A 23,081-nucleotide genomic window follows, 5' to 3' on the forward strand; every position below is an offset into this window, starting at 1 on the left:
GTGGGATGACGCAACAATCCCTTATCGCCGACCCCTTATCGCCAACTGCGCCGCCCGAAAGGAACGGCTATAGCTTTTAGAATATCCGGGTAGGTCTCGGGAAGATCCTCTGCGATCAATCCTGGCCCTATCCGCCGCCCGGCCTCACCGTGAATCCAGGCCGCGACCGCAGCCGCCTCGGCCACGGAAAACCCAAGCTGACGCTCCTGGGCGATAAGGCCGAGGATGGTGCCGCCGAGCACATCTCCCGACCCCGCTGTCGCCAGCTCAGGCGAGGAATGGCCGTTGACGAAAGCCTGTCCATCAGGCGTTGCGATCACCGTATCCGGTCCCTTGAGCAGCACGACCGCGCCCGACAACCTCGCCGCCTCCCGCGCTCGCTCCAGCCTGGGCGCGCCATCATCCAGCATCGGGAACAGGCGGCGGAACTCGCCTTCATGAGGCGTCATCACCACCGGGCCCGTAATGGCGCGGAACAGGGCCTCAGGGTCATCCTCGAAGCTGGTGAGCGCATCGGCATCCAGCACCAGCGGCTTGGCCCTGGCCAGCAGCGCCAGCACCGCTTCCCGGCAGCGCTCGCCAATGCCGAAGCCGGGGCCGATCAGCATGCCGCTCGACCGCTCGTCCGCAAGGCAGGCCACCAAGTCCCTCGGCGTTTCCGCCCGGCGCACCATGATCGCCGTCACATGCGCCGCATTGACCGCAACGGCGCTCGGCGGGCTGGCGATCGTTACTACCCCTGCCCCGACGCGCAGCGCCGCTCGCGCCGCCAGCCGCGCCGCGCCGGTGGCGGATGGCCCGCCCGAGGCCACCCACACGTGCCCGCGGCTGTACTTATGATCCTGCGGGCCGGGACGCGGCAGGCGCGGCTCACCCACCGCCCAGGTTTCGATTCCGAGGCTCTCCAGTTCGTTCTCGCGCGGCGACAGGTCGATGGGAGCCAGCACCACCTCGCCACAGCGGGAACGGCCCGGCTCCAGCACATGACCCGGCTTCCTAGCTCCGAAAGTAACGGTTGCATCCGCCCAGACCATGTCCGTGACGAGCCGACCCGTATCGCTATCAACCCCGCTCGGCACATCAACGGCGATGACGCCAAATGCCCGGTCGCAGGCGCCCCGGATCCGCGCGGCCCGCCCCTCCTCCACCGGTCGGCTGAATCCGATACCGAACAGGGCATCGATCACCACTGTCTCCGGTTCAATGCGATCCAGCGCTTCTTCCAACGCCACCGTCTCACCGCTCCAGCGCCGGCACATGGTCTGGGCGTCACCCCGTAGAGCCTCGGAGTCACCCCATGTGCCCGTCACCACGGCCCATCCGGCTTCCGCCAGATGGCGCGCCACCACAAAGCCGTCGCCGCCGTTATTCCCAGGTCCGGCCAACACCACTGCCTGCCGCGACCCTGGCCAGCGTCGCAGGGCTTCATCTGCAACCGACCGTCCCGCCGCTTCCATGGCCGCGAGGCTCGACTGGCCGGCTGCAAACCGCTCCTGCTCCAAACGTTTCATCTGCTTGGCGGTCAGCAGGGGATGGAACATGGACATCGCCCTCGGTCTCATTTAGTGCTGGGAATGAATGATGTCGTGATAGCGCAAGATTGAACAGAAGACAGGATGCAGTTGAAAACTGGAATTATCGTCGGACTGGCCTTCGTGCTCTCCGGGTGCGCGTCGTCGCCGTTCCTCATCTCGAAGGAAGAGTCCTACGCCCCAGGCTTCGTTCCCCGTAATGAGCTGGGTGAGCCAGTGCTGCCTGCCACCCGCAAGGCGGAAAAGCGCAAGCCAGCCACCGATCATACGGCCAATCGATCATCTTCCGCGCATGAGCGCTCTTCCTGGCTGACCCGATAGACCAACCGCAGCGGCTGGTAAGCCGCTTCTGCTCAAATAGATTTTCCGGAAAAAAAGAAGAGCTTGGCTGGGGCGCCAGGATTCGAACCTGGGAATGGCGGTACCAAAAACCGCTGCCTTACCGCTTGGCTACGCCCCAGCAGGCGGCGCGCACTATACCGTTCTTCCCCCAGGAGAAAAGAGGCAAATGCGCGTTGGCCGCATGTTTTCGCAATCTATCCCGCGTTGACCGCCTGACGCCGGTAAGCGGTGGCGATAACCATTGCGTAGACCAGCACGACAGCCACCAGGACCTGGAGATTAAACTCCGGGAACAGATAGGCCGCCACGGATGGAATGCCCACCATTGCCCAGTACACGAGCAGGCTGTTGGGCCATCTCAGCAGATAGCCAAGATGATGATGAAAATGGTCCCGATCGCCGCTGAATGGCGAACGCCCCTTGAGGAGGCGGGTCGTGAGCAGACGCAGGCAATCGACCACAGGAATGATGAACCAGGTGGCCACAGGCCCAGCCGTTAAAGTGCTGTCCGGCTGGTTGTAGACATAGATGGCCATGGCGCCGAACAGGGCTGAGAGGCCATAGCTGCCGCCATCCCCCAGGAAAAACTGGCCGCGCAGATTGAAATAGAGCGCTGTTGCCAGAGCTGCGCCTGCAATCAGCAAAACGCCATCGAGATGATCGGGCGCATACAACGAAAGGCATCCTGTCCACATCAAGGCCAGGCCGATCACCAGCCCGTTCTTGCCGTCCGCCATGTTGACGGCATTGAGCAGACCCACCATGCACAGCAGGGTAAACACGCCGCCGCCATGGTCCAGGGGAATCACTTCCTCAGGGCCGTTCGGGCTGTTGGTAAGCGCAAAACGAAGCGTATGAATTTCAAGCTCCGGCACCATAATCATGGCCAGGCTGAAAGCCATGACCCCGACAATCAGCCTGAATCGCGGCGTGAGCTCCCAGCGGTCGTCGGTCACGCCCACCATGAAGAACACCGCAACCAGGCAAGCGATGATGGCAAGCTCCACCTGATTGATCGCCGGGGTTCCACCGAAGCCGAACGACATGGCGAATAGAGCCAGGATAACCGGAATGAGGACTGCCGTGCCGCCGAGCAGCGGGGTCACATGGGCGTGACGCTTGCGCCCTCCAATCGGATCAGGAAAATCGAGCAGCCCGAGCAGCCGCCCGAGGTATCGCGCGTTCAATCCGATAAGCGTCGCAAACAAACCCGACCCCAGAGCGGCACATAACATTTCGTCAGTCATCTGGCTGCAACCTCAGGAAAGGAAACGAGTGGCGACACAAACGAACGAGCCCGCCCGCCGCATCCCAGAACGCACAACATGGGATTGCAGCAATAGCCTGCCTCAGCTAAGACATCGTTACCGGGGTGACTAGCGCCTTTATTGCACCACCTCAAGCTATTAACCCACAATTTGAGACTGAACCATGCCAATACTTGTTACCGGCGCTGCGGGGTTCATCGGCCACCACGTCGCCAAAAGACTCCTCGACCGGGGTGAGCAGGTCATTGGAGTAGATAATTTAAACGATTATTACAGTGTCGAACTGAAGCGGGCTCGGCTCGCTGAACTTCAACGCGCTCACAACAGCTTTAGTTTCTTGCACGTTGACTTTGCGGATAACGCGGCATTGACCGAGGCTCTAAGGCCCCATGATATCGATCGTGTGGTACACTTGGGCGCGCAGGCCGGGGTGCGCTACTCCATCACCAACCCCCATGCCTATGTCACGTCCAATCTGCTCGGCCATCTGAACATCCTGGAGTATTGCCGGCATAAGGAGGGCCTGAAACACCTGGTCTATGCCTCCTCCTCCTCCGTCTACGGCAGCAATAAGAAACTGCCCTTCGCGGTGGAGGACCGCGTGGATCTCCCCATATCCCTCTACGCAGCCACAAAGAAGTCGGATGAGCTGATGAGCGAGGTGTACAGCCACCTCTACCGTCTGCCCCAAACCGGTTTGCGCTTCTTCACCGTTTACGGCCCCTGGGGCCGGCCGGACATGGCTCTGTGGCTGTTCACCGATGCCATCCTGAAGGGGGAGGCCATCAAGGTGTTCAATCACGGCGACATGCGCCGCGACTTCACTTACGTCGATGACATCGTGACCGGTGTTGTCGCCTGCCTCGACAATCCGCCACCGGATGACGGCAAACCCAAGGCCGGCGGCTCGGTTTCCCCCCACCGCGTCTACAACATCGGCAACCATCGCTCGGAGCCGCTCCTGCGGATGATCGAGGTGCTGGAACAGGCGCTGGGCAAGGAGGCCAAGCGCGAGCTTCTGCCCATGCAACCGGGCGATGTGCGCGAAACCTACGCCGACATTGCAGCCATTCAGAACGATCTGGGGTTCGAGCCCACGACGCCGATCGATGTGGGCATCCCTCGCTTCGTGGATTGGTTCAAGCAATATCACCGGCTCGCCTGAGACCTGCCTGATCAGCGGAGGCAAAGGCGGCCAGATGACATTCAACTATTCCCTTTGGGCCGCCCTTGGCCCAGGCGCATTGCCGATCTGGCTCTGCCTGATCGGCGTCATCCTGGGCCTGCTGCGCCGTCCCCGTGCGGGATTGCGGGTTGCAAGCGCCGGCGCGTTGCTGTTTCTCATCTTAGCCATTGCGCCGACCGGCTTCTGGCTGATGCGACCGCTTGAATTCCGATACAAGACACCAGATCTCACCGCCGCCACTCCGCCTGCTATCGTCGTACTAGCCGGAGGGGAAAATCTGTTCGCCAGTTCGATGCGCGGCGAGCCCGAATTCAATGGCAGGGCGGAGCGCATTCTGACCGGCATCACGCTCGCCCGCCGGTTTCCTGAAGCCGATCTATATCTCGTCGGCGGCATCACCTTGCCCGATGGCACTTCGGATACGGGCGTCATGCGCCGCACCGCGCTTGCGCTGGGACTACCCGAGGACCGGATCAAACGCGTCGAGAAGACGGCAAACACATGCGAGAACGCGCGCGGAGTCGCTTCCCATCTCAGCCGGGATGAGCTGCGCCGCTCCCTGCTCGTCACTTCCGCCTTCCACCTGCCACGCGCCATGCTCTGCTTTGAAGCGATCAACACGGAAATCATTCCCGTGCCGGTGGATTACCAAACCTGGTCGCTGGAGGGCAAAGACACGGGCTTCACACTCGATCCGCTCAACAATCTTTATCTTGTGGACAGTGCCCTGCACGAGTGGCTGGGGCTGATCTATTACCGCGTCACCGGCCGCACCCTCCGTCTCTGGCCAGCCGACTAGAAGAGAAGCGCCCTTCCCGCCAAGAGGCAGGAAGGGCGCCAACATGCCCGGCAATGGTTTCCGCCCAGCTTGGGGCTGCACTGGTATCTAGAGCTGCCAGCGGTGAATTCCATTCGGCAGCTCCATATGCCGCCACATGCCCTTGATGTCCGCCACGAGCCCGTCCGCCTTGACCAGCCGTGCGACCTGTTCCGCGCTCATCTGGGCATAGACATTATGCGGCACCGCCGCCACGACCGCATCGAACGGCTCGGTCTCGGCAGCGCGGCTCGGATCATCCATCCGAATATCGGCCATGCGGCGGAGCAGCGTAACTCCGTATTCCTCGTGAGCCTCATCGCCATCGGCAAGCGGATCATGCACCCGCACCTTATGGCCATGGGCCTCCAGTCCGCGAATGACGTCGATGACCTTGGAATTGCGGAGATCGGGGACATTCTCCTTGAACGTCAGCCCAAGCACCAGAACACGGGAATTAGCGCCAATCCGCTGATGGATGCAGTCAGCGATATAGCGCCCCATGCCATCATTGATGCGCCGGCCGGCCAGAATGACCTCCGGGTCGTGTCCCAGCTCCTGCGCGCGGAAGGAAAGATAATAGGGATCAACGCCAATGCAGTGACCACCAACCAGGCCCGGGGAGAACTTGAGGAAGTTCCACTTGGTCCCGGCAGCCTCCAGCACATCATAGGCTGACAGGCCGATTTTCTGGAAAATCATCGCCACTTCGTTGATGAAGGCGATGTTGATATCCCGCTGGGCGTTCTCGATCACCTTGGCTGCCTCGGCTGCCTTGATGCTCTTGGCCCGGAAGACGCCGCCGCTCGTCACGCTGCCATAAAGCGTCGCCAGTTTTTCGAGAACCTCGGGATTCTCGCCCGAGATCACCTTGGTGATGCGATCAACCGTATGCTCGCGATCGCCGGGATTGATCCGCTCGGGCGAATAGCCGAGGAAAAAGTCCACGCCCCGCTTGAGACCCGAGACACGTTCCAGCTCGGGCCCGCACATGTCTTCCGTCACGCCCGGATAAACCGTGCTTTCATAAACCACGATGGCGCCAGCGCCCGGCGTCAGCACGCTGGCCACGCTCCTGGTCGCAGACATGACCGGCCGGAGATCCGGCGTATTGGTTTCATCAACCGGCGTAGGCACGGTCACAATAAAAATGTCCGCGCCGCGGCACTCTTCCACATTGGTGGTCAAATGCAGGCTGGAGGCCCGCAGAACCGCCGCCTCCACCTCGTCGGTGCGATCATGCCCCTTCCGCAGCTCATCGACGCGCGTCTGGTTGATGTCAAAGCCAATGGTATCGAAGTGGCGCGCTAATACGACCGCCAGCGGCAATCCGACATATCCCAGGCCAATCACGGCTACCTTGGTCTTTGGCCCCAGCTGTGCGGTCATACAAGCTCCTTCTGGTTGGCGGCCCGCCGGAAATTCCGGCGGGCTGTCTGATTATGAACTCAATTTATGAACGCAAAGCCTGACTTACTGATTGGAGATCACAGCGATCGACGCCAGAGCCGTTGCGAACTGACCAATAATGGTTGCAACGTCTCTCACAATATCAAGGGTATAAAGTGGATCGATATCCTTCGGCACGACGATTGTGCTGCCCGGCGGCACCACGGCCGCGCTTGACCGGAGCCACCCGGAGGTTTTCAGCGGCTGGGCAACGCCGTTGGGATAAACGATGAAGACGCGCCCTTCATCGGCCGAACGCTGAATACCACCGGCTTCCTCGAGATAGTCCTTCGCTGTCTTGCCCTTGGCAAACTGCAAGGCGCCGGGGTTCAGGACATCACCCATTGCCAATACGAAGTTCGGCTTCTTGGGCATGTAAATGGCATCGCCGGCTTCCAGCACCGTGTCTGCCTCTGGGTAGGCGGCAAGAACCGTCGGATCCGCCTCAACCACCATGCGCCCCGGCGCATCCATGGTGGAAAGGTCATTGGTCAGCGACGTTGCCGCCGCCAGCGCATCAGCGCTCACATTCTTGCGGGCAGACATGGACAAGAGCGCCGTATTCATTTCCCGTGCCGTTCGCTTGAACCCTTCCTGCTGAGCGAGCTTGACGCTCCGACGGGTGAAAACGGCACCATAGGGATAGGCGTGCTCTGTCAGCCCCCCTGCGCGCTCGATCAGCTGGGAGAGGGTCTCGCCCTTGCGGATCGAATAGAGGCCCGGCCTCAGGAATTCACCGGTCAGCAGAACCGCGCCAACCTCATACTGCGGCTGCAGCACATTGAAGCGCAAGTCATCACCCGCCGAGACCTTGATCGCGGCGAACGTATCCATCGTCCCCTGTATGGCCGTCTGGTTGGTGGTCCCGTTGTAGGGATCGGCCCGGGTCAGATCGACCGTGAAGTTGTCGCTGCGCGATGCCAAACCTTCGGCAATCGATGCCATGACATTGATCGGCAGGGTTCCCCAGACCGGATAGATGCCTGGCCGCCGCAGGTTGCCGCCTGCAACCACCACGTTTTCGAGAAGGAACGGAAGGATGGCCGGATTATCCTCGAAAACCGGCGGGCACATTTCATCGTGCAGCTGCTTTGCCTTTTCGGGATCTTCTTCCTGGTTAATTTGGCCATAAGCCTGGTTGGATTGCCCTTGGGCGGTCGCCCCGGCCGCCATTCCCGGTTGCTGGCCCACTCGCCCTAGCTGCTGCATCCGCGGATCCGTCATCCCGAAGGCTGACTGATCCATCGCAATCTTTTCTACGTCAGAGACACCCAGACGGTTCTGGGCGCCACCTGCCGTACCAACCCCCAGCTTATTGCCCTTATCGATAATGAACGAGCCGCGGGTCACGGCAGCAAATCGATCCGATTGACTGTCCTGAACCAGCTTCTCAAGATTTACGAGCGATACGCATTCCGGCTTGGGATTGGGCTGCCCGAGAACGATGCTCCGCACCTCCGGGCTTTGCAGGAAGACAATATCCTTGCTACCGAGAACGATGAGCTGGTCCTCGCTCCGAAGGCTCACATCCTGATTTTCATAAAAGACGTCATACAGGTTGACGCCCGAAAAAACGGTGGAGCTGGAAATCGGATCGCGGCGCAGCAACACGGCAAAGGGCAGATAGCTGCCCATCTGCATATTGTTGGCAGAGCCCCCCAGCAGCGCCTTTACTGTCGGCGCCATGGTGAGGGACCGCACGCCGGGGTTGTTGACATAACCGCTCAGCGTCACCTTGCCCGTGGTAAAGCGCTCACGCCCCAGCACCTGCACAACATCGCCATGCTGGATAGTTTCCGACTGCTCGGTCAGGGCGATAACCTCCTCCCGACCATTCGGCATGATGCGAAGCACGGAATAGTCATTCCCGGTCGGGCGCAGCGCGCCGCCGGCAAAGCCGACGGCCTGGCTCAGCGTCAGGGACTGATTGCCCGGCGCCATTTCGAAGATACCCTGCCGGACCACAGACCCAGTCACGGCAATGGTGCGGCCGATGGTCGGGACGATGATGCGGTCGCCATCCTGCAGGCGAATGAGCGGCGGCGTGCCGATGCCCAGCAGACCATACAGGTCAACCGTGACGCTGCGGCCGGCACGCTCGATCCGGACCTGACGCAGCGAGCCCGTGCGCTTGATGCCGTTGGCTTGGGCCAGAGCATGGGTGATATCGCTGAGCGAGGTCAGGTTATACTGGCCCGGACGCTCCACTTCGCCGCCAACGACGACCGAAATCGACCGCACGGCCCCCAGCGAAACATGGGCTTCGGTTCCCAGCATGGTCTGGCGGGTAGCCGCCTGAATGTCCTGCATCACCGCGTCGAAGCGGCGGCCAGCGGCTGGAATCGGCGGCAGCTGATCGATGATCAGCCGCCCTTCCCGGTCAACGCGGGTTGTGATGTTGCGAGGCTCCGGCCCCTGAAACAGGACGACGAACTCATCGCCAACGCCGACGATGTAGTTGCCGCCCACCCGGCCAGTGAACGATCCATTCTGGCTGGCCTGACTGAAAGCTGCCTCGAACAGGTCATAGCCGAACTGGCGCAGGTCCTTGTTGCCGGTTCGCTCGCGATATGCCTCTTCGATGGCCGACGGCTTGTAGTTTTCTAGCAAAAGCTGCCGGGCCTGCAGTTCGCGCAGCTCGCGCTCGCTCGCGGTCATGCCGGACAATCCAGCAGCGCCGCTCAAAAAATCAGAGGAGCCCGACGCGCCGCGTGAGTCGTCAACGGGCGAACTGACGGACATGGATTGCCCCCCTTGCCCGTCAACTGGCCTTGCAAGTTCTTCAGCAGGGATGGATCGAAGAGCTGCGCGTTCGCAGTCGGGCTGAACCCGAACACCGATGCCAACAGCACAACCCCTACACCCATGCGCGCCGCAACACGCACAGAGAGCCCTGGCGTCGTTTTATCGCGCCGGGAACCGCCCGAAACGCGACCTCCGCAGACCCTCACATGCATGGATATTTCCCCCTTGTTAAAGCAAGTGCCAGCGCAACGGCTGATAGAGGCGGACCCTCGGGGCGTCAAGCAACGCTCCGATTGACGTACACTCTTTAACCGCAAAGCACTGTCGTTTCGGCTACCCACCAACCCGGATGCTGCTGCCGCAGGTGGCTGGCGGCCTTGCCCGCGCAACCTGCGTCGCGGAAAACCGCAAACCAGGTTGGCCCTGACCCCGCCATCCGCACCAGCGCCACGCCCTCCTGCAACCGAAGCGCGCCTTCCACAGCATCGAGCAACGGGCAGCAGCGTCTCGCAGCCTCTTCCAGGTCATTCTTCAAGCCTGCCACCCAAGCGAGCGTCGGCACGGCCGGCACTTGCGCCTCCAGCCTTGGCGTGAATGCCTGCCCCATCTCAGCAAGGGCGCGGAACACATGGGCCGTCACCAGCGGCACCCCTGGGTTGACCAGCACCACAGGCAAGGGCTCTGCCAGCTGCGTGGGGGCAAGGTCCGTACCGATATCCCGCCCCATCATGGGCCGGCTGTAGACGCAGGCGGGAATGTCTGCCCCCAGTTCCGCGCCGATGGCCGCCAGACGCTCCAACGGCCAGTCCAGCCCCCACAGACGGTTGAGCGCCCTGAGCGCCGCACCCGCATCGGCGGAGCCGCCCCCCAATCCTGCCGCCACGGGCAGGTTCTTGCGGAGCAGGATCCGCGCCTGCGGCGCATCCAGCCCGGCCGCTGCGGCCAGCGCCCGCGCCGCGCGCAGCACCAGATTGTCCCCCTCGGCCACGAGCGGCTGCGAATAGGGCCCTTCGATGACCAGCGAGAGATCATCGCTGGCGGCAACGCTCAGCTCGTCCCCCGCTTCGGTGAAGGCAAACAGGGTCTCCAGCAGGTGATAGCCGTCGGCCCGCCGCCCCACCACATGCAGGAACAGGTTAAGCTTGGCCGGAGCTGGCTCGACGATTAACGCAGAACGCATGGAAACTCAGCGCTTGGGAGCGACCGGGCGGGCCGATGCCACAGCCGTGGCGCTGTCTAGGCCAAGTTCGAGCTTGGCCGTCAGCCGGCGTGACTGATCTTTCTCCGGCTCGCTGTCCATGGCCGCGCGCCAGCGGAAGCGGGCTTCGATGGTACGCCCCACGCGCCAGTAGGCATCGCCCAGATGCTCGTTGATGGTGGCATCGCCCGGCTCGGCCGCGACCGCCTGTTCCAGATGCTTCACCGCGTCATTATACTGGCCGGACATGAAATAGGCCCACCCCAGCGAGTCGATGATGAAGCCGTCATCCGGCCGCAACTCCACCGCCTTGGCGATCAGGCGCTTGGCCTCCCCCAGGTTCCGCCGCTGTTCGAGATAGGAATAGCCGAGGTAATTCAGCACGTTCGGCTCATCCGGATTGAGCGACAGGGCCTTCCGCAGATCCGTTTCGGCCTTGGTCCATTGCCCCAGCCGCTCGTAGCCGACGCCGCGCAGGAAATAGAGATACCAGTCCTGCGGCCGAACCGTCGGCTGCAGGGCGAGAGCAGCCGAATAGGCGTTGATCGCCTCCTGGTGCCGCTCCAGGCGGCGGAGCGCCTCGCCCAGCTCGATCTGGGCCCGGCGGCTTTGCGGATAGCGGATCGTTGCGGTCTGCAAGAGGGAGAGGGCCTCATCCGCCTTGTTCATATCCTGCAGGATGCGCGCCTTCTCCAGCAGCACATCGACCCCGAACGGCCCCTCCGGCTCCAGCGGCTCAACCGTTGCCAGCGCGCCGCGATATTCCTTGTTCAGCCGCAAAATATGGGCCGACAGCAGCTGGGCCTCGACCATGGCCGGCCGGGCAAGCTCAGCCACCCGCGAGAACACCAGCGCCAGCGGGATCGGCTCGCCCTGCATCAGATCGTTGGCGGCCTGCATCATTAACTCCGCCATGCCGTCGGCAGGCGAGGAGACCAGCGGGTCAATCTTCTTCCCCTCCTCCAGCCGCTTGCGCGCCTCGGCGAAGAAGACCCGCCGGTCCGGATCGGTTTCGATTTCCAGCAGGGCCTTTGCCTGCGCCGTGTCTCCCACCCGCTGGGCTGCAGCCGCCGCGGCGAGACGCAGGCGCCAGCGGCCGCTGGCATCCATCTTCAGGGCCTGATGATAATACTGAAGCGCCTCGTCCGCCCGGCCCATGGCCAAAGCAATGTGGCCCGCATGTTCGAGTTCGTAAAGGCGCAGCACCCCCTCGGCCTCGGTGGGCTTGATGGTCGCCAGCGCGGCCTCCCCGTCGCCCTGGCCATACTGCGACCAGGCCGTCAGAACCGGCGCGATCACCGCCTCGATCCCGCCCACGGCAAGGGTGGAGACCAGTGTCTGCGCGCGCTTATAGTTGCCCTTGCGGAAGTTCTCCGCGATCAGCGTCAGCGCGGCCGTCGAGTTCTGCGGGTCCTTGGCGAGAACGTCCCTCGCCATGTCCAGCGACAGGGTACGGTCGCCGGAGGCCAGCGCCAGCTCAAACGTGCGCTGGCGCAGTACCGGATCGTTCTCCTCATACCGCAGGGCGCGGGAGAAGTAGTGAGCGGCGGTCCCCAGCTCGTCGTTGGACCAGGCGTAACGCCCGAGGACGTAATCCCGGTAGGCGGCAGCCTCATCCTCCGCGGACAGGGCGGCGGCAGCCGGCGTCGCGGCCAGACTGCCCCGAACCAGGGCGCCTACGATGAGAGCGGCGGCGACTGCTGCTTTTTTCCTTCTCACGAGACCTCACATGTTGGGGTAATTCGGCCCGCCCCCGCCTTCGGGTGCAACCCAGTTGATGTTCTGGGTCGGATCCTTGATGTCGCAGGTCTTGCAGTGCACGCAGTTCTGCGCGTTGATCTGCAGCCTCGGTTCGCCAACGTCCAACCCGACGATTTCATAAACCCCCGCCGGGCAATAACGCTGCTCCGGCGCATCGTAGAGTTCAAGGTTGATTTTGACGGGAACGTCCTTGTCCTTCAACGTCAAATGGACAGGCTGGTCTTCTTCGTGGTTGGTGTTGGACAGGAAAACCGACGACAGCTTGTCGAACGTGATCTTGCCATCGGGCTTGGGGTAGCTGATCGGCCAGGCGTGATCCTTGCGGCGCAGCCGGGTGTGATCCGGGTGGTGGCCGAAGGTCCAGGGCAGCAGCTTGCCAAGGCCGAGATCGTTCAGCCACATGTCCAGCCCCGAGTAGACCGAGCCCAGAAGAATGCCGAACTTGGACAGCGCAGGCCGTGCGTTACGAACCTTGTACAAGTCCTTGTAAACCCACGAGGCGTTCAGCGCTTTCGGATAGGCCGTCAGCTCGTCTCCGCCAGCAGCGCCCGCCTTCAGCTTCTCAAACGCCGCCTCGGCCGCCAGCATGCCCGACTTCATGGCGTTGTGGCTGCCCTTGATGCGCGGCACGTTGACGAATCCGGCCGAGCAGCCGATGAGCGTGCCGCCGGGGAAGGTCAGCTTCGGGATGGACTGCAGCCCGCCTTCATTAATGGCGCGCGCGCCATAGGCGACGCGGCGGCCGCCTTCCAGCAGCGGGCGGATGGCCGGGTGCAGCTTGAAGCGCTGCATCTCGTCGAACGGCGAGAGGTAGGGGTTGCGGTAATCCAGCGCCACGACGAAGCCGATGGCGACCTGGTTGTTTTCCTGATGATAGATGAAGCCGCCGCCCACGGTGTCGTCGAGCGGCCAGCCCTGGGTGTGGATCACGGTGCCCGGCCTGTGCTTCTCCGGATCCACGTCCCACAGCTCCTTGATGCCGATGGCGTAGGTTTGCGGCTCCACGCCCTCGCGCAGGGAATAGCGGTCCATCAGCTGCTTGGAGAGGTGCCCGCGCACGCCCTCGGCGAAGAAGGTGTACTTGGCGTGCAGCTCGAGGCCCGGCTGGTACATGTCCTTGTGGCTGCCGTCGCGCGCCACGCCCATGTCGCCGGTGGCGACGCCCTTCACCGAGCCGTCCTCATTGTAGAGGATCTCCGCGCCCGCGAAGCCGGGGAAGATCTCGACGCCCAGTTCCTCGGCCTGAGACGCCAGCCAGCGGCACAGGTTGCCAAGGCTGAGCGTATAGCAGCCCTTGTTGGACATGAGCGGCGGCAGCAGGACGTGGGGAATGTCGAACTTGCCGCTCTTGGTGAGCACCCAGTGCTTGTTGTCCGTCACCGGCGCGCCCAGCGGCGCCCCCCGCTCCTTCCAGTCCGGAATAAGCTCGTTGAGCGCGATGGGATCAACGACAGCGCCCGAGAGGATGTGCGCGCCGATTTCCGAACCCTTCTCCAGCACGCAGACGGAGATGTCGTGGCCATGCTCCTGGGAAAGCTGCTTCAGGCAGAATCGCCGCCGCCAGCCCCGCCGGACCGCCGCCGATGATCACCACGTCATACGGCATGGCTTCGCGTTGGGTCATTTCGTGTCCTCTCCCCTGAAAGAGGGTTTCCAATCATTATCCCCGTTCTTGATACGAACACATACGGGGCAGAAAAGCGGTTGACCAGAGGTCCTTTGCTCTCTCACATGTCCCCATGATGGAAGGCGTGACGGAGGAGGGGCGGCTAGCTGCCGCAGCCCTGGACTGGCTGCTGGAGGCGGGATGCACGTCGCTGGTGAGCGACAACCCGGCCTCGTGGCTGGTGCAGACACCGGTTCGGGAGCCGGCGCTGGAACCGATCCATACGCCGCGCGTAACGACGGAGACCCTGCCGCCTACGGCCGCCCCCCCCAGCGGAGCCTTCTTCCCGGAGGGAGGACTGGCCACGGCAGATCCTGCCGCAGCGGACGGAGGCCCGAACATCCATGGCCCCTGCATCCATCAGCGTATCGGAAGCCGCTGCCGAGGCCGCGCGCCTCGCCGAGGGCGCAAAGACGCTCGACGAGCTGATCGCCGCCATCGAGGGGTTCGAGGGCTCGCCGGTCAAGGCCACCGCCAACCGCACGGTCATCTTCGATGGCAACCCCGACTCGGGCGTCATGATTATCGGCGAGGCCCCCGGCGCGGAGGAGGACCGGCAGGGCAAGCCCTTCGTCGGCGCGGCCGGCCGCCTCTTGGACCAGATGCTCGCCGCCATTGGCCTCGACCGCGACCACGCCTACATCACCAACGTCTTCTTCTGGCGGCCGCCCGGCAACCGCACGCCGACGCCGCAGGAAATCGCCCTCTGCCAGCCGTTCGTGCGCCGCCACGTCGAGCTGGTTCGCCCCAAGGCCATTCTGGCGATGGGCGGCACCTCCGCCAAGTCGCTGTTCGATACGGACACCGGCATCACCCGCCTGCGCGGTCAGTGGAAGGACGTCGCTTACGGCACCGTCACGGTGCCGACGCTCGCCTCCTTCCACCCCGCCTATCTCTTGCGCCAGCCCGCCCAGAAGCGCCTGTCCTGGGAAGATCTGCTGGCGTTCAAGGCCAGGGTCGAGTCCGCGCAGTGATGCAAAGACAAAAGATTCGCGCCGCCGCCCGGCGGGCGACGTTGCGGGCGGCTGTCTGCCTGTTCGCGGCAGCTGGCGCGCTCGGCGCTCCCACAGCCGCGCAGGCCCGCAGCACTGGGGCGGCCGAGAATATTCCCGACAGCATCCCCAGCATTCTCGGCAAGCAGGATCGCCAACTCTACCGCCAGGCGTTCGATGCCATCGACGCCGGCCGCATCGCCAGGGCGCGACAGCTGGCGGCAAAGGCCAAGTCGCCCCTGCTCCGCAGCCACATCACCGCCGAGGCCCTGCTGGCCGAACGCAGCCCTTCCTACTCAGAGATGAAGCGGTGGCTGGAGGCCAATGTCCGCCACCCGCTGGCCCGCCGTGTCCTTGAGCGTATTGAGGAGATCAAGCCCACCGGGGCCGTGCTGCCGCGCCTGCCCGTCCAGTCGGTGGCGGAGCCGCCCGAGCCGATCACGCGGAACTGGACCGCGCCGCAGATGACGCCGCTGCAAACCGTGGCAGCGCGTCGGCTGGCCAAGCGCCTGCGCCCGCTCGTCGTCAATATGCGTCTCAGGGAAGCCGAGCGCCTGCTGAACGCCGAAATCCAGCGCAACAGCCTTGCGCCCCATACGCTCGCCCTGTGGGGACGCCAGATCGCCTGGCGCTACTACATCGAGGGCGATGACGCGGGCGCGCTGCGGGTCGGCACCCTGGCAAGCGCGCCCGATACGCCCGATGCGGGCCGCGCCCACTGGGCGGCGGGCCTGGCCGCCTGGCGGCAGGGCGATTGCGAGCGGGCGACCACGCACTTTGCGGGCATGGCCGCCAAGCCCGGCCTCACCGGGCCGGAGATCGCCGCCGCCCGCTTCTGGGAGGCGAGAGCCCACATGGCCTGCGGCCGACCCGAGCGGATCAGCCCGCTGCTGAAAGAGGCGGCGCAGGTGCCCGAGAGCCTCTATGGCCTCCTGGCAACGCGAACGCTCGGGCTGGAGCCGCCGTTCAACTGGGGGCCGCCCAGCTTCATCCAGGCGGACTGGAACCAGATCAAGAACATTCCCGCCGTGCGCCGGGCCGTGGCGCTCGTCCGCATCGGCGAACTGGGCCGGGCCGACCGGGAACTGAAGCACCTGTGGGGGCAGACCGACCACGCCAACTACGATGCGCTGGTGCGGCTGGCCTCGGCGCTCAGCTTGCCTTCCACCCAGAAGTGGCTGAGCCTGCGCCCGCCGGAGGGGCAGACGCCGCCCATGTCCATCCGCTTTCCCGCGCCCGACTGGGTGCCTCACGGCGGCTGGCGCGTGGACAAGGCCTTGGTCTTTGCCCTCGCTCTTCAGGAATCCAAGTTCCAGACCGATGCCGTCTCCCGCGCCGGAGCGCGCGGGGTCATGCAGCTGATGCCCAGCACGGTGCGGGCTCTTCGCAAGCAGGGCATACTGGACGGGGTCAAGGGCTCGCTCAGCGACCCGGTGTTCAACCTGGAGGCGGGGCAGATCTACCTCGAGCACCTGCGCGACTGGCCGTCGAACGAAGGGCTGCTGCCCAAGGTGATCGCCAGCTACAACGCCGGCCCGACGGCGGTGAATCGGTGGACCTCCTACGCCCGCTACGAGACCGACCCCCTGCTCTACCTTGAATCCATTCCCTACGCCCAGACGCGGGGCTATGTGCGGCGGGTGCTGCAGAACTACTGGCTCTACCAGCTGCGCTTCAACATGCCGACCGACAGCCTCGACGCGTTGGCGAACGGCCGCTGGCCCAAGTTCCCCAAATCCCTGCAACAGCCGCCGAGCGAGGAGCCCGAGGAGGCCCCGGTTATCGCCTCTGCGAACATTGACGCCGAGGCGCAGCCGGGCAATCCTGCCGGCGAGGAAGCGCTGCCGGAGGTGGCCTCCCTTACTCCCTCGCCCTCGGAATGAGACGACCCCCATGCCGATTGACGACTCCCTGCCGTTTCAGCCCATCAACATCGCGGTTCTGACGGTCTCCGACACCCGCACGCTGGCGGACGACCGCTCGGGCCAGACGCTCGTTGACCGTATCCAAGCCGCCGGGCACCGGGTGGCGGACCGCAAGATCGTGAAGGACGACGTGGAGACGATTAGCGGCCAGCTGGAGGCTTGGATCGACGATCCGCAGGTGGACGCCGTCATCACCACCGGCGGCACGGGCGTGACCGGGCGGGACGTGACGCCCGAGGCCTTCCAGCGCGTGTGGGAGAAGGAAATCCCCGGCTTTGGCGAGCTGTTCCGCTGGCTCAGCTTCCAGAGCATCGGCACCTCCACCATTCAATCGCGCGCGACAGCGGGCGTGGCGCGCGGCACCTACCTGTTCGCCCTGCCCGGCTCCACGGGCGCGGTGAAGGACGGGTGGGATAAGATCCTCAAAGATCAGTTGGACAGCCGTCACAAACCTTGCAACTTTGTGGAACTCATGCCTCGCTTGGCTGAACGTTAAGGAAGCAATGAATGCGCCCCGCCGCGGGGAGGAACATCCGGACGGGCGCTGACATATAAAGGGCCAAAGGATGAAATATCTCAGCACGATCGCAATGATGCTGCTGGCCGCGCCAGCGGCGGCGCAAGCGCCCGCCGCTCCGGCCGCCACGCCGCAGGCCGATGCCGCAGACCCCTATCTCTGGCTGGAGGAAGTCGAGGGCCAGAAGGCGCTGGAGTGGGTGAACGCCCACAACGCCCAGTCGCTCAAGATTCTGGAATCCCAGCCAAAGTTCGCGGAATACCGCGCCCGCGCCGAGGCGATCCTCAACGACAAGCGCCGCATTCCGACGCCCGAGATCCAGGGCGATCATGTGGTCAATTTCTGGCAGGATGACACCCACGTCCGTGGCATCTGGCGCAAGGCCACCCTCAAGTCCTATCTCTCCGGCAATCCGGAGTGGAAAACCCCTGATCGACGTCGACCAGCTTGCCAAGACCGAGGGCAAGAACTGGGTGTGGAGGACCGCAGGCTGTCTGAAGCCGGACTATGTCCGCTGCCTGGTCGCCATCTCCAACGGCGGCAAGGACGCGGTCGAGGTTCGCGAGTTCGACACCTCGACCGGCCAGTTCGTGGCGGACGGCTTCCGCCTGCCCGAGGCGAAGATGCGGATTGACTGGCTGGACCGCGACACCCTCATCGTCGGCACGGACTACGGCCAGGGCAGCCTCACCAACTCGGGCTATCCGCGCATCCTGAAGCTGTGGAAACGCGGCACGCCGCTGGCAAGCGCCCGCACCGTCTACGAGGGCAAGGTGGAAGACGTGTGGGCCGCGCCCGACGTCACCATCAACGAGAAGGGCACCTACCCCATCATCATGCGCGGCGTCGATTTCTTCACCGCCGAGCTGTACCATATGAAGAAGGACGGCAGCCTGGTGCGCTCGCCGCTGCCGATCGACGCCGACTTCCGCCAGGTCTTCGGCAGCAAGGCCATCGCGCTGCTGCGGAACAACTGGACCCACAATGGCGTCACCTACGCCCAGGGCTCGCTCGTCGCCTATGACATCGACGCGCTGCTGGACGGCAAGCCCGTGCAGGTGGAGCAGGTGTTCGCGCCCAAGGAAGGCCAGGCGATCAGCGAGATCAAGGGGGCCAAGGACGCTCTCTACGTCAACGTTCTCGACAACGTGCGGAGCCGCCTGCTGGCGCTGAGGCCGAAGGATGGCGCATGGGCCGCCACCGACATGGAGGCCGGCAAGGACATGGCGATCAAGCTGGTCAGCGCCGGCTCCAAGTCCGATCTCATCCTGTTCCAGCGCGAGGGCTATACCACCCCGTCCGAGCTGGTCGCCGCCGGCGACGGCCCGATGAAGGTGGCCTATGCCCTGCCCGCTCGGTTCGACCCCAGCCGGTTCACGGTCGAGCAGCTGTTCGCTACCTCCAAGGACGGCACCCGCGTGCCCTATACCGTGGTGAAGCCGAAGGACGCCAAGGGCCCGCTGCCCACCTGGATGTTCGCCTACGGCGGCTTCGAGATCCCGCTGGTGCCGACCTACGTGGTGCCGGAATATCAGTTCTGGCTTGAGGAAGGCGGCGCCTACGTGGTCGCCAACCTGCGCGGCGGCGGCGAATACGGCCCCACCTGGCACCAGGCGGCCCTGCGGGAGAACCGCCAGCGCGCCTATGAGGACCTGTTCGCCGTGTCCGAGGACCTGCTCCGCCGCGGCATCACCACCACCCGCCAGTTCGGCCTCTATGGCCGCTCCAACGGCGGCCTGCTCACCAGCGTCGCCCTCACGCAGCGGCCGGACCTGTTCGGCGCCATCATCTCCGGCGTGCCGCTGGCGGACATGAAGCGCTACCACAAGCTGCTGGCCGGCGCTTCCTGGATGGCCGAGTATGGCGACCCGGACAACCCCGCCGACTGGGCCTTCATCAGCAAATACTCGCCCTACCAGAACCTGAAGGCGGGCCAGCCCTATCCGCAGATTTTCTACTACACCTCCACCAAGGACGACCGCGTCCACCCGGGCCATGCCCGCAAGATGGCGGCGAAGCTGGAAGAGCTGGGCTATCCCTACTTCTACTACGAGAACACGCAAGGCGGCCACGCGGGCGTCGCCAACCTGAAGGAGACCGCCTACCGCTCCGCCCTGATGCTGGTTTACATGAACAGCCAGCTGAAAGCGGAAACCCCGGTCGCCGCGCCGCGCATAGGCAACACCGCCGTCGGCGCGGCCCGCTAAGGGCGCGCCGGTTCTGCAGCAGACACGAGACGGCCGGGCACCACGCCCGGCCGTTTTGGTTTGAGGAAGTGTTTCTTGCGGGTGGTCACCCCCCCGCACCCCGATTTCGAATAGGGATGCGCCTGGTCGGGTTGCCAGGGCCATTTTTTCCGCCGCACGGCAGAACGGGGTGAGACTCCACATTGGAATGCCCCGTAAAGGCCCGTGAAGGCCCCTTACAGCGCCAAAACGAACCCGTCCGCTACCACCCTAGCCGAAATAGGTAAAAACCTCTCTATGGGGCTTTAAACCGCCTTGGCGTTGATTTCGCGTTTTGGGCGAATGAAGGGCGCGGCCCGACAAACAAATGGGGGATCGAAAGGGGGGCGGCGCCCCATGCCTCTCTTTTTTATCAGCCAATCCAGCCCATCACCATCTCGCGCAGCGGATTGGCAGGGTCGGAGAGCAGCTTGACCACCATGGCGAGGCAGATGATGACGAGCAGCGGGCGGATGAGCCGGGGGCCGAAGCGCATGGCCGAGCGTGCGCCAAGCCGCCCGCCGAAGAACTGGCCCACCGCCATGCAGGCGCCCAGCGCCCAGAGGATATGGCCGCTCACTCCCAGCACCACGACCGAGACGATGTTGCTGGTGAGATTGAGCGCCTTGGTGTGAGCGGTGGCGCGGGTGAGCCCCATGCCCACCAGCGTGACGAGGCTGAGCGCGAAGAAGGAGCCTGTTCCGGGTCCGAAGAAGCCATCGTAGAAGCCGATGGCCCCCGCCACGAACGAATAGGCAAAGGGCGTGAGCCGGGCCTGCGATTCCTCATCCGACGCCTTGGGACCGAAGAGGAAATAGAAGGCGATGGCCACCATGAGGATGGGCAGCAGCACCATCAGCCAGCGGGTGTTGACGTGCATCACCGCCACCGCGCCCAGCGCCGCGCCGATGAGAGTGGTGAGGATGGAGAGCCTGATAGTGCGGAAATCGACCTTGCCGGCGCGCCAGTAGCTCCAGGTGGCGGACGATGCGCCCACGCAGGCCTGGGCCTTGTTGGTGGCAATGGCAGTGACGGGATCGAGCCCAGCCGCCATCAGCGCCGGAATCGTAATCAGCCCCCCGCCGCCCGCGATGGCATCAATAAACCCAGCCCCGAACGCTGCCGCACACAGCAACGCAATGACTTCCGGCGCGAGAACCACGAGCCGCCCCTCGACACTACAGCGGGCATTGGCCTTTGCCGCCGTCCCGCACGCTGCCCCCACGAGCAGCGGCCAAGGCGCTGCCCGCAAAAACAAAACGCGGCAGGTTTCCCCACCGCGCTTCGAAATCCGCTCAGAAAGCCATCTTACTTAATCTTGGCTTCCTTGAAATCCACGTGCTTACGCACGACCGGGTCGTACTTGCGGAACGTCAGCTTCTCGGTCTGCGTGCGCGGATTCTTCTTGGTCACATAGAAATAGCCGGTGTCGGCGGTGCTCACCAGCTTGATCTTGATCGTCGTCGGCTTCGCCATGGCATCGTTCCTCAGGACTCAGGGGCTCAGCGCGCGCCACGCTCAGCCCTGCAAAACAGGTGGCCGCCTATGCCCCATGCGCGCAGGCAAGTCAAGGCCGCCGAACATTCATCAACCATTCAGGTGGCTTCCACTGCAATCAATCAATCATTAAGATATATTATGAAAAGGTTGCCGGAAGGGGGAAGGCATGCCTATGCACGAGGAAGACCAGGCCAGAGTCCGAGCGGGCCTTCGTGCGGCGATCAGGGATCGCTTGTACGCCCTCGCCGAGCAGCACCCACATTGGGACCATGCCGATCTGGACCAGCAGATACGGCAGCTCCGCGAGGATGCGGACCATGCCGGCTTTGCCATCGTCGCGGGGCTGGCGCAAGCGCTTGAAGAAAACCTGCGCGTCCTCCACCCGGAGGAGTGCCTGCCCGTCTTTCTCACCTACCTGACCCGCAGCCTGGCGCTGGAACCGTGCGGGCGCGAGGCCGGCGCGGTGCTCACCCTGCTGCTGGCCGGGGTCCACCGGCGTCTTGCCGAGGCACGCCTGCCCCAGGTGGCCTGAGCAGGCACGCGGCCGACAGCAACACCTCCCCCGCCTCTTCCGCCACCACGCAGCGCCGCTGCGTCAAAGCCCAGACGCGGCACGCCTCCTCCCCGCAATCGGGCAGGCGCTTTTCCTGCGCGAGGATCGGCCACCACCAGCTTTGCCGCGCGCCTGTGGGCGTGACCTCCCGCCGGTCGATGAGCAGATGGGTGATGCCATAGCGCGACACCAGCCGGCGCACCCCTTCCGGCCCGCCCGCGAACACGGCAGATGCCGTATCGCCCAGGCGTTCCCTCATCTCCCGTACATACTCCCGGCCATAGGGCAGGTGGTATTCCCGGGCGGTCAGCACCCGGCGCTGGGCAAGGGCGGGAATATTGTCGAGGTCGGGAGCAAAGCCCGCCACGAGCGTATTCTTGGGAGCGGCACGCACCGCCTCCACTACGGCCGGGGCCTCGGCCACGCCGATAAGGCCGAGCGCGCGCGGCGGCACCAGCAGCGCCAGCAGCGGCAGGCCGATAAGCGCGGCGAAAACCACGCTCCGCCCGCCTCGGCCCAGTTTCGGCATCCATGCGGCAAGGCCCGCCCCCGCCAGAAGGCCCAGCGCCACGCGCAGCCCGATGAGCGAATAGCGCCCCGGCAGGTACAGCTTGAACAGCACGACATGAGCCGCCGCCCACAGGATGACCCCCGCCAGCGCCGAGGCAAGGCACAGCCGCCGCAGCGGCTCCGGCAGCTGCCGCCAGCGCAGCAACGCCAGAAGGGCGGCAATGATGAGGAGAATATCGCGCAGCACCGGCTCCGGCACCGCGCCGGAGCGCTTGGCCAGCAGCCAGAACGTGACGGGATTGGCGACGAAATAGGCCGTGCGCCCGCCGTCCTGAAACTCGGCCATGCCCCGCGCCTCGTCCGCGCTCACGATGCCCTCGCCCGCCCCCCATGACCAGCGCCGCCAGCGCGCCGACGAACAGGCCCGCAACAACGATGGCTGGGCCGATCCACAGCCTTCTCAGCGCGGCCCAGCTTTTGCGCCCGCCGCGCAGGTCCGCCAGATGCGCCAGCCCGATGAAGCCGCCCGCGAACACCGCCGCCGTGGGATAGGTGAGCGACAGCGTAAAGCCCAGCAGCGCGCCCAGCATGGGGCGTTTCTCCCGCCAGGCGACCAGCACCGCCAGCAGCATCGGCCACGAAAAGGCCCGCGCCGTGGCGCTGGCGATATCGTCGCTCGCCCAGATGCCCTGCACGAACAGCAGCGCCCCCAGCGCCGCGGCCAAAGCGCCGATACCGGTCGTCAGAATGAAACGGTAGGCGAGCCAGGCGGTGAGCAACGTGATGACGACCGGGTAGAGCTTGGCCATCAGCAGCGGCGAAATGCCGAGGAGGGCGGGAACGGCGTAGAGCGCCTTGAACACCGGCGTGTTGCTGTTGATGAAGTATCCGGCAA

General features: G+C 64.4%; 18 protein-coding genes, 1 tRNA gene and 2 pseudogenes. 10 read left to right on the forward strand and 11 right to left on the reverse strand.

The window, feature by feature from the left end; genetic code table 11:
- Positions 1–35: 35 nt before the first annotated feature.
- The gene (locus tag L0C21_RS10130; protein WP_259278234.1) at positions 36–1,541 is read right to left on the reverse strand and encodes an NAD(P)H-hydrate dehydratase; all 1,506 of its coding nucleotides are present in this window, start codon (positions 1,539–1,541) and stop codon (positions 36–38) included.
- A gap of 81 nt (positions 1,542–1,622) precedes the next feature.
- Between L0C21_RS10130 and L0C21_RS10135 the strand changes: the two genes are divergently transcribed.
- Positions 1,623–1,853 carry a hypothetical protein gene (locus L0C21_RS10135; RefSeq protein WP_259278235.1) on the forward strand — a complete coding sequence of 77 codons (231 nt, stop codon included), beginning with the start codon at positions 1,623–1,625 and terminating at the stop codon, positions 1,851–1,853.
- 64 nt (positions 1,854–1,917) lie between these two features.
- On the opposite strand, the gene L0C21_RS10140 is transcribed toward L0C21_RS10135, so the two are convergent.
- Positions 1,918–1,992 (reverse strand) — tRNA-Gln (locus L0C21_RS10140).
- A 76-nt stretch (positions 1,993–2,068) separates the two neighbouring features.
- Entirely contained in the window at positions 2,069–3,121 is a 1,053-nt protein-coding gene (locus tag L0C21_RS10145) for a glycosyltransferase family 4 protein (protein WP_259278236.1), read from the reverse strand.
- Positions 3,122–3,305: 184 nt separating this feature from the next.
- On the opposite strand from L0C21_RS10145, the gene L0C21_RS10150 reads away from it, so the two are divergent.
- Together L0C21_RS10150 and L0C21_RS10155 are read left to right on the forward strand one after the other, a co-directional pair.
- Entirely contained in the window at positions 3,306–4,307 is a 1,002-nt protein-coding gene (locus L0C21_RS10150) for an NAD-dependent epimerase (protein WP_259278237.1), read from the forward strand.
- A gap of 34 nt (positions 4,308–4,341) precedes the next feature.
- On the forward strand, positions 4,342–5,127 hold the full coding sequence (locus L0C21_RS10155) for a YdcF family protein (RefSeq protein WP_259278238.1): 786 nt from the start codon (positions 4,342–4,344) through the stop codon (positions 5,125–5,127).
- An 87-nt stretch (positions 5,128–5,214) separates the two neighbouring features.
- On the opposite strand, the gene L0C21_RS10160 is transcribed toward L0C21_RS10155, so the two are convergent.
- The 5 genes and pseudogenes from L0C21_RS10160 to L0C21_RS10180 form a co-directional block, all read right to left on the reverse strand.
- Positions 5,215–6,534 (reverse strand): nucleotide sugar dehydrogenase, encoded by a 1,320-nt coding sequence (locus L0C21_RS10160; RefSeq protein ID WP_259278239.1) that lies wholly within the window; start codon positions 6,532–6,534, stop codon positions 5,215–5,217.
- An 84-nt stretch (positions 6,535–6,618) separates the two neighbouring features.
- Positions 6,619–9,336: a polysaccharide biosynthesis/export family protein gene (locus L0C21_RS10165; RefSeq protein ID WP_259278240.1), complete on the reverse strand. Its 2,718-nt coding sequence runs from the start codon at positions 9,334–9,336 to the stop codon at positions 6,619–6,621.
- Positions 9,337–9,646: 310 nt separating this feature from the next.
- The gene (locus L0C21_RS10170; RefSeq protein ID WP_259278241.1) at positions 9,647–10,519 is read right to left on the reverse strand and encodes a 4-(cytidine 5'-diphospho)-2-C-methyl-D-erythritol kinase; all 873 of its coding nucleotides are present in this window, start codon (positions 10,517–10,519) and stop codon (positions 9,647–9,649) included.
- Between the two features lie 6 nt (positions 10,520–10,525).
- A complete protein-coding gene (locus tag L0C21_RS10175; protein WP_259278242.1) occupies positions 10,526–12,256 on the reverse strand; it encodes a tetratricopeptide repeat protein in 1,731 nt (576 codons plus the stop codon).
- Positions 12,257–12,262: 6 nt separating this feature from the next.
- Positions 12,263–13,922, reverse strand: a pseudogene (locus L0C21_RS10180) (electron transfer flavoprotein-ubiquinone oxidoreductase).
- Positions 13,923–14,308: 386 nt separating this feature from the next.
- Between L0C21_RS10180 and L0C21_RS10185 the strand changes: the two are divergent.
- From L0C21_RS10185 to L0C21_RS10205, 5 genes and pseudogenes are all read left to right on the forward strand, one after another.
- Positions 14,309–14,938: a uracil-DNA glycosylase gene (locus tag L0C21_RS10185; RefSeq protein WP_259278243.1), complete on the forward strand. Its 630-nt coding sequence runs from the start codon at positions 14,309–14,311 to the stop codon at positions 14,936–14,938.
- Positions 14,938–16,839, forward strand: a complete 1,902-nt coding sequence (locus tag L0C21_RS10190) for a lytic transglycosylase domain-containing protein (protein WP_259278244.1) — start codon at positions 14,938–14,940, stop codon at positions 16,837–16,839. Before L0C21_RS10185 ends, L0C21_RS10190 begins: the two co-directional genes overlap by 1 nt.
- Positions 16,840–16,849: 10 nt before the next feature.
- Positions 16,850–17,377: a molybdenum cofactor biosynthesis protein B gene (moaB, locus tag L0C21_RS10195; protein ID WP_259278245.1), complete on the forward strand. Its 528-nt coding sequence runs from the start codon at positions 16,850–16,852 to the stop codon at positions 17,375–17,377.
- 97 nt (positions 17,378–17,474) lie between these two features.
- Positions 17,475–17,795 (forward strand): annotated as a pseudogene (locus tag L0C21_RS10200) (prolyl oligopeptidase family serine peptidase); the annotation flags it as partial.
- Between the two features lie 76 nt (positions 17,796–17,871).
- A complete protein-coding gene (locus tag L0C21_RS10205) occupies positions 17,872–19,605 on the forward strand; it encodes a prolyl oligopeptidase family serine peptidase (RefSeq protein WP_259278246.1) in 1,734 nt (577 codons plus the stop codon).
- Positions 19,606–19,996: 391 nt separating this feature from the next.
- Here L0C21_RS10205 and L0C21_RS10210 read toward each other — a convergent pair whose 3' ends face one another.
- Together L0C21_RS10210 and rpmG are read right to left on the reverse strand one after the other, a co-directional pair.
- Positions 19,997–20,785 (reverse strand): TSUP family transporter, encoded by a 789-nt coding sequence (locus L0C21_RS10210; protein WP_259278247.1) that lies wholly within the window; start codon positions 20,783–20,785, stop codon positions 19,997–19,999.
- Between the two features lie 146 nt (positions 20,786–20,931).
- Positions 20,932–21,099 (reverse strand): 50S ribosomal protein L33, encoded by a 168-nt coding sequence (gene rpmG / locus L0C21_RS10215; RefSeq protein ID WP_259278248.1) that lies wholly within the window; start codon positions 21,097–21,099, stop codon positions 20,932–20,934.
- 190 nt (positions 21,100–21,289) lie between these two features.
- Here rpmG and L0C21_RS10220 point away from each other — a divergent pair, with 190 nt between their 5' ends.
- Positions 21,290–21,655 (forward strand): hypothetical protein, encoded by a 366-nt coding sequence (locus L0C21_RS10220; protein WP_259278249.1) that lies wholly within the window; start codon positions 21,290–21,292, stop codon positions 21,653–21,655.
- On the opposite strand, the gene L0C21_RS10225 is transcribed toward L0C21_RS10220, so the two are convergent.
- Positions 21,591–22,556 (reverse strand): hypothetical protein, encoded by a 966-nt coding sequence (locus tag L0C21_RS10225; RefSeq protein ID WP_259278250.1) that lies wholly within the window; start codon positions 22,554–22,556, stop codon positions 21,591–21,593. The two genes, L0C21_RS10220 and L0C21_RS10225, sit on opposite strands and share 65 nt — an antisense overlap.
- A 182-nt stretch (positions 22,557–22,738) precedes the next feature.
- On the opposite strand from L0C21_RS10225, the gene L0C21_RS10230 reads away from it, so the two are divergent.
- Positions 22,739–22,945 (forward strand): hypothetical protein, encoded by a 207-nt coding sequence (locus L0C21_RS10230; protein WP_259278251.1) that lies wholly within the window; start codon positions 22,739–22,741, stop codon positions 22,943–22,945.
- The last annotated feature ends 136 nt before the right edge of the window (positions 22,946–23,081 follow it).

It is taken from the genome of Pedomonas mirosovicensis (assembly GCF_022569295.1).
Classification (GTDB): Bacteria; Pseudomonadota; Alphaproteobacteria; order Sphingomonadales; family Sphingomonadaceae; genus Pedomonas; species Pedomonas mirosovicensis.

What these genes read in the sequence shown, in the direction of transcription:
- L0C21_RS10130 (WP_259278234.1), bottom strand. Translation starts at nt 1,541, where the DNA reads ATGTTCCATCCCCTGCTGACCGCCAAGCAGATGAAACGTTTGGAGCAG.
- L0C21_RS10145 (WP_259278236.1), bottom strand. Translation starts at nt 3,121, where the DNA reads ATGACTGACGAAATGTTATGTGCCGCTCTGGGGTCGGGTTTGTTTGCG.
- L0C21_RS10150 (WP_259278237.1), top strand. Translation starts at nt 3,306, where the DNA reads ATGCCAATACTTGTTACCGGCGCTGCGGGGTTCATCGGCCACCACGTC.
- L0C21_RS10155 (WP_259278238.1), top strand. Translation starts at nt 4,342, where the DNA reads ATGACATTCAACTATTCCCTTTGGGCCGCCCTTGGCCCAGGCGCATTG.
- L0C21_RS10160 (WP_259278239.1), bottom strand. Translation starts at nt 6,534, where the DNA reads ATGACCGCACAGCTGGGGCCAAAGACCAAGGTAGCCGTGATTGGCCTG.
- L0C21_RS10165 (WP_259278240.1), bottom strand. Translation starts at nt 9,336, where the DNA reads ATGTCCGTCAGTTCGCCCGTTGACGACTCACGCGGCGCGTCGGGCTCC.
- L0C21_RS10170 (WP_259278241.1), bottom strand. Translation starts at nt 10,519, where the DNA reads ATGCGTTCTGCGTTAATCGTCGAGCCAGCTCCGGCCAAGCTTAACCTG.
- L0C21_RS10185 (WP_259278243.1), top strand. Translation starts at nt 14,309, where the DNA reads ATGGCCCCTGCATCCATCAGCGTATCGGAAGCCGCTGCCGAGGCCGCG.
- L0C21_RS10190 (WP_259278244.1), top strand. Translation starts at nt 14,938, where the DNA reads ATGCAAAGACAAAAGATTCGCGCCGCCGCCCGGCGGGCGACGTTGCGG.
- moaB (WP_259278245.1), top strand. Translation starts at nt 16,850, where the DNA reads ATGCCGATTGACGACTCCCTGCCGTTTCAGCCCATCAACATCGCGGTT.
- rpmG (WP_259278248.1), bottom strand. Translation starts at nt 21,099, where the DNA reads ATGGCGAAGCCGACGACGATCAAGATCAAGCTGGTGAGCACCGCCGAC.
- L0C21_RS10220 (WP_259278249.1), top strand. Translation starts at nt 21,290, where the DNA reads ATGCCTATGCACGAGGAAGACCAGGCCAGAGTCCGAGCGGGCCTTCGT.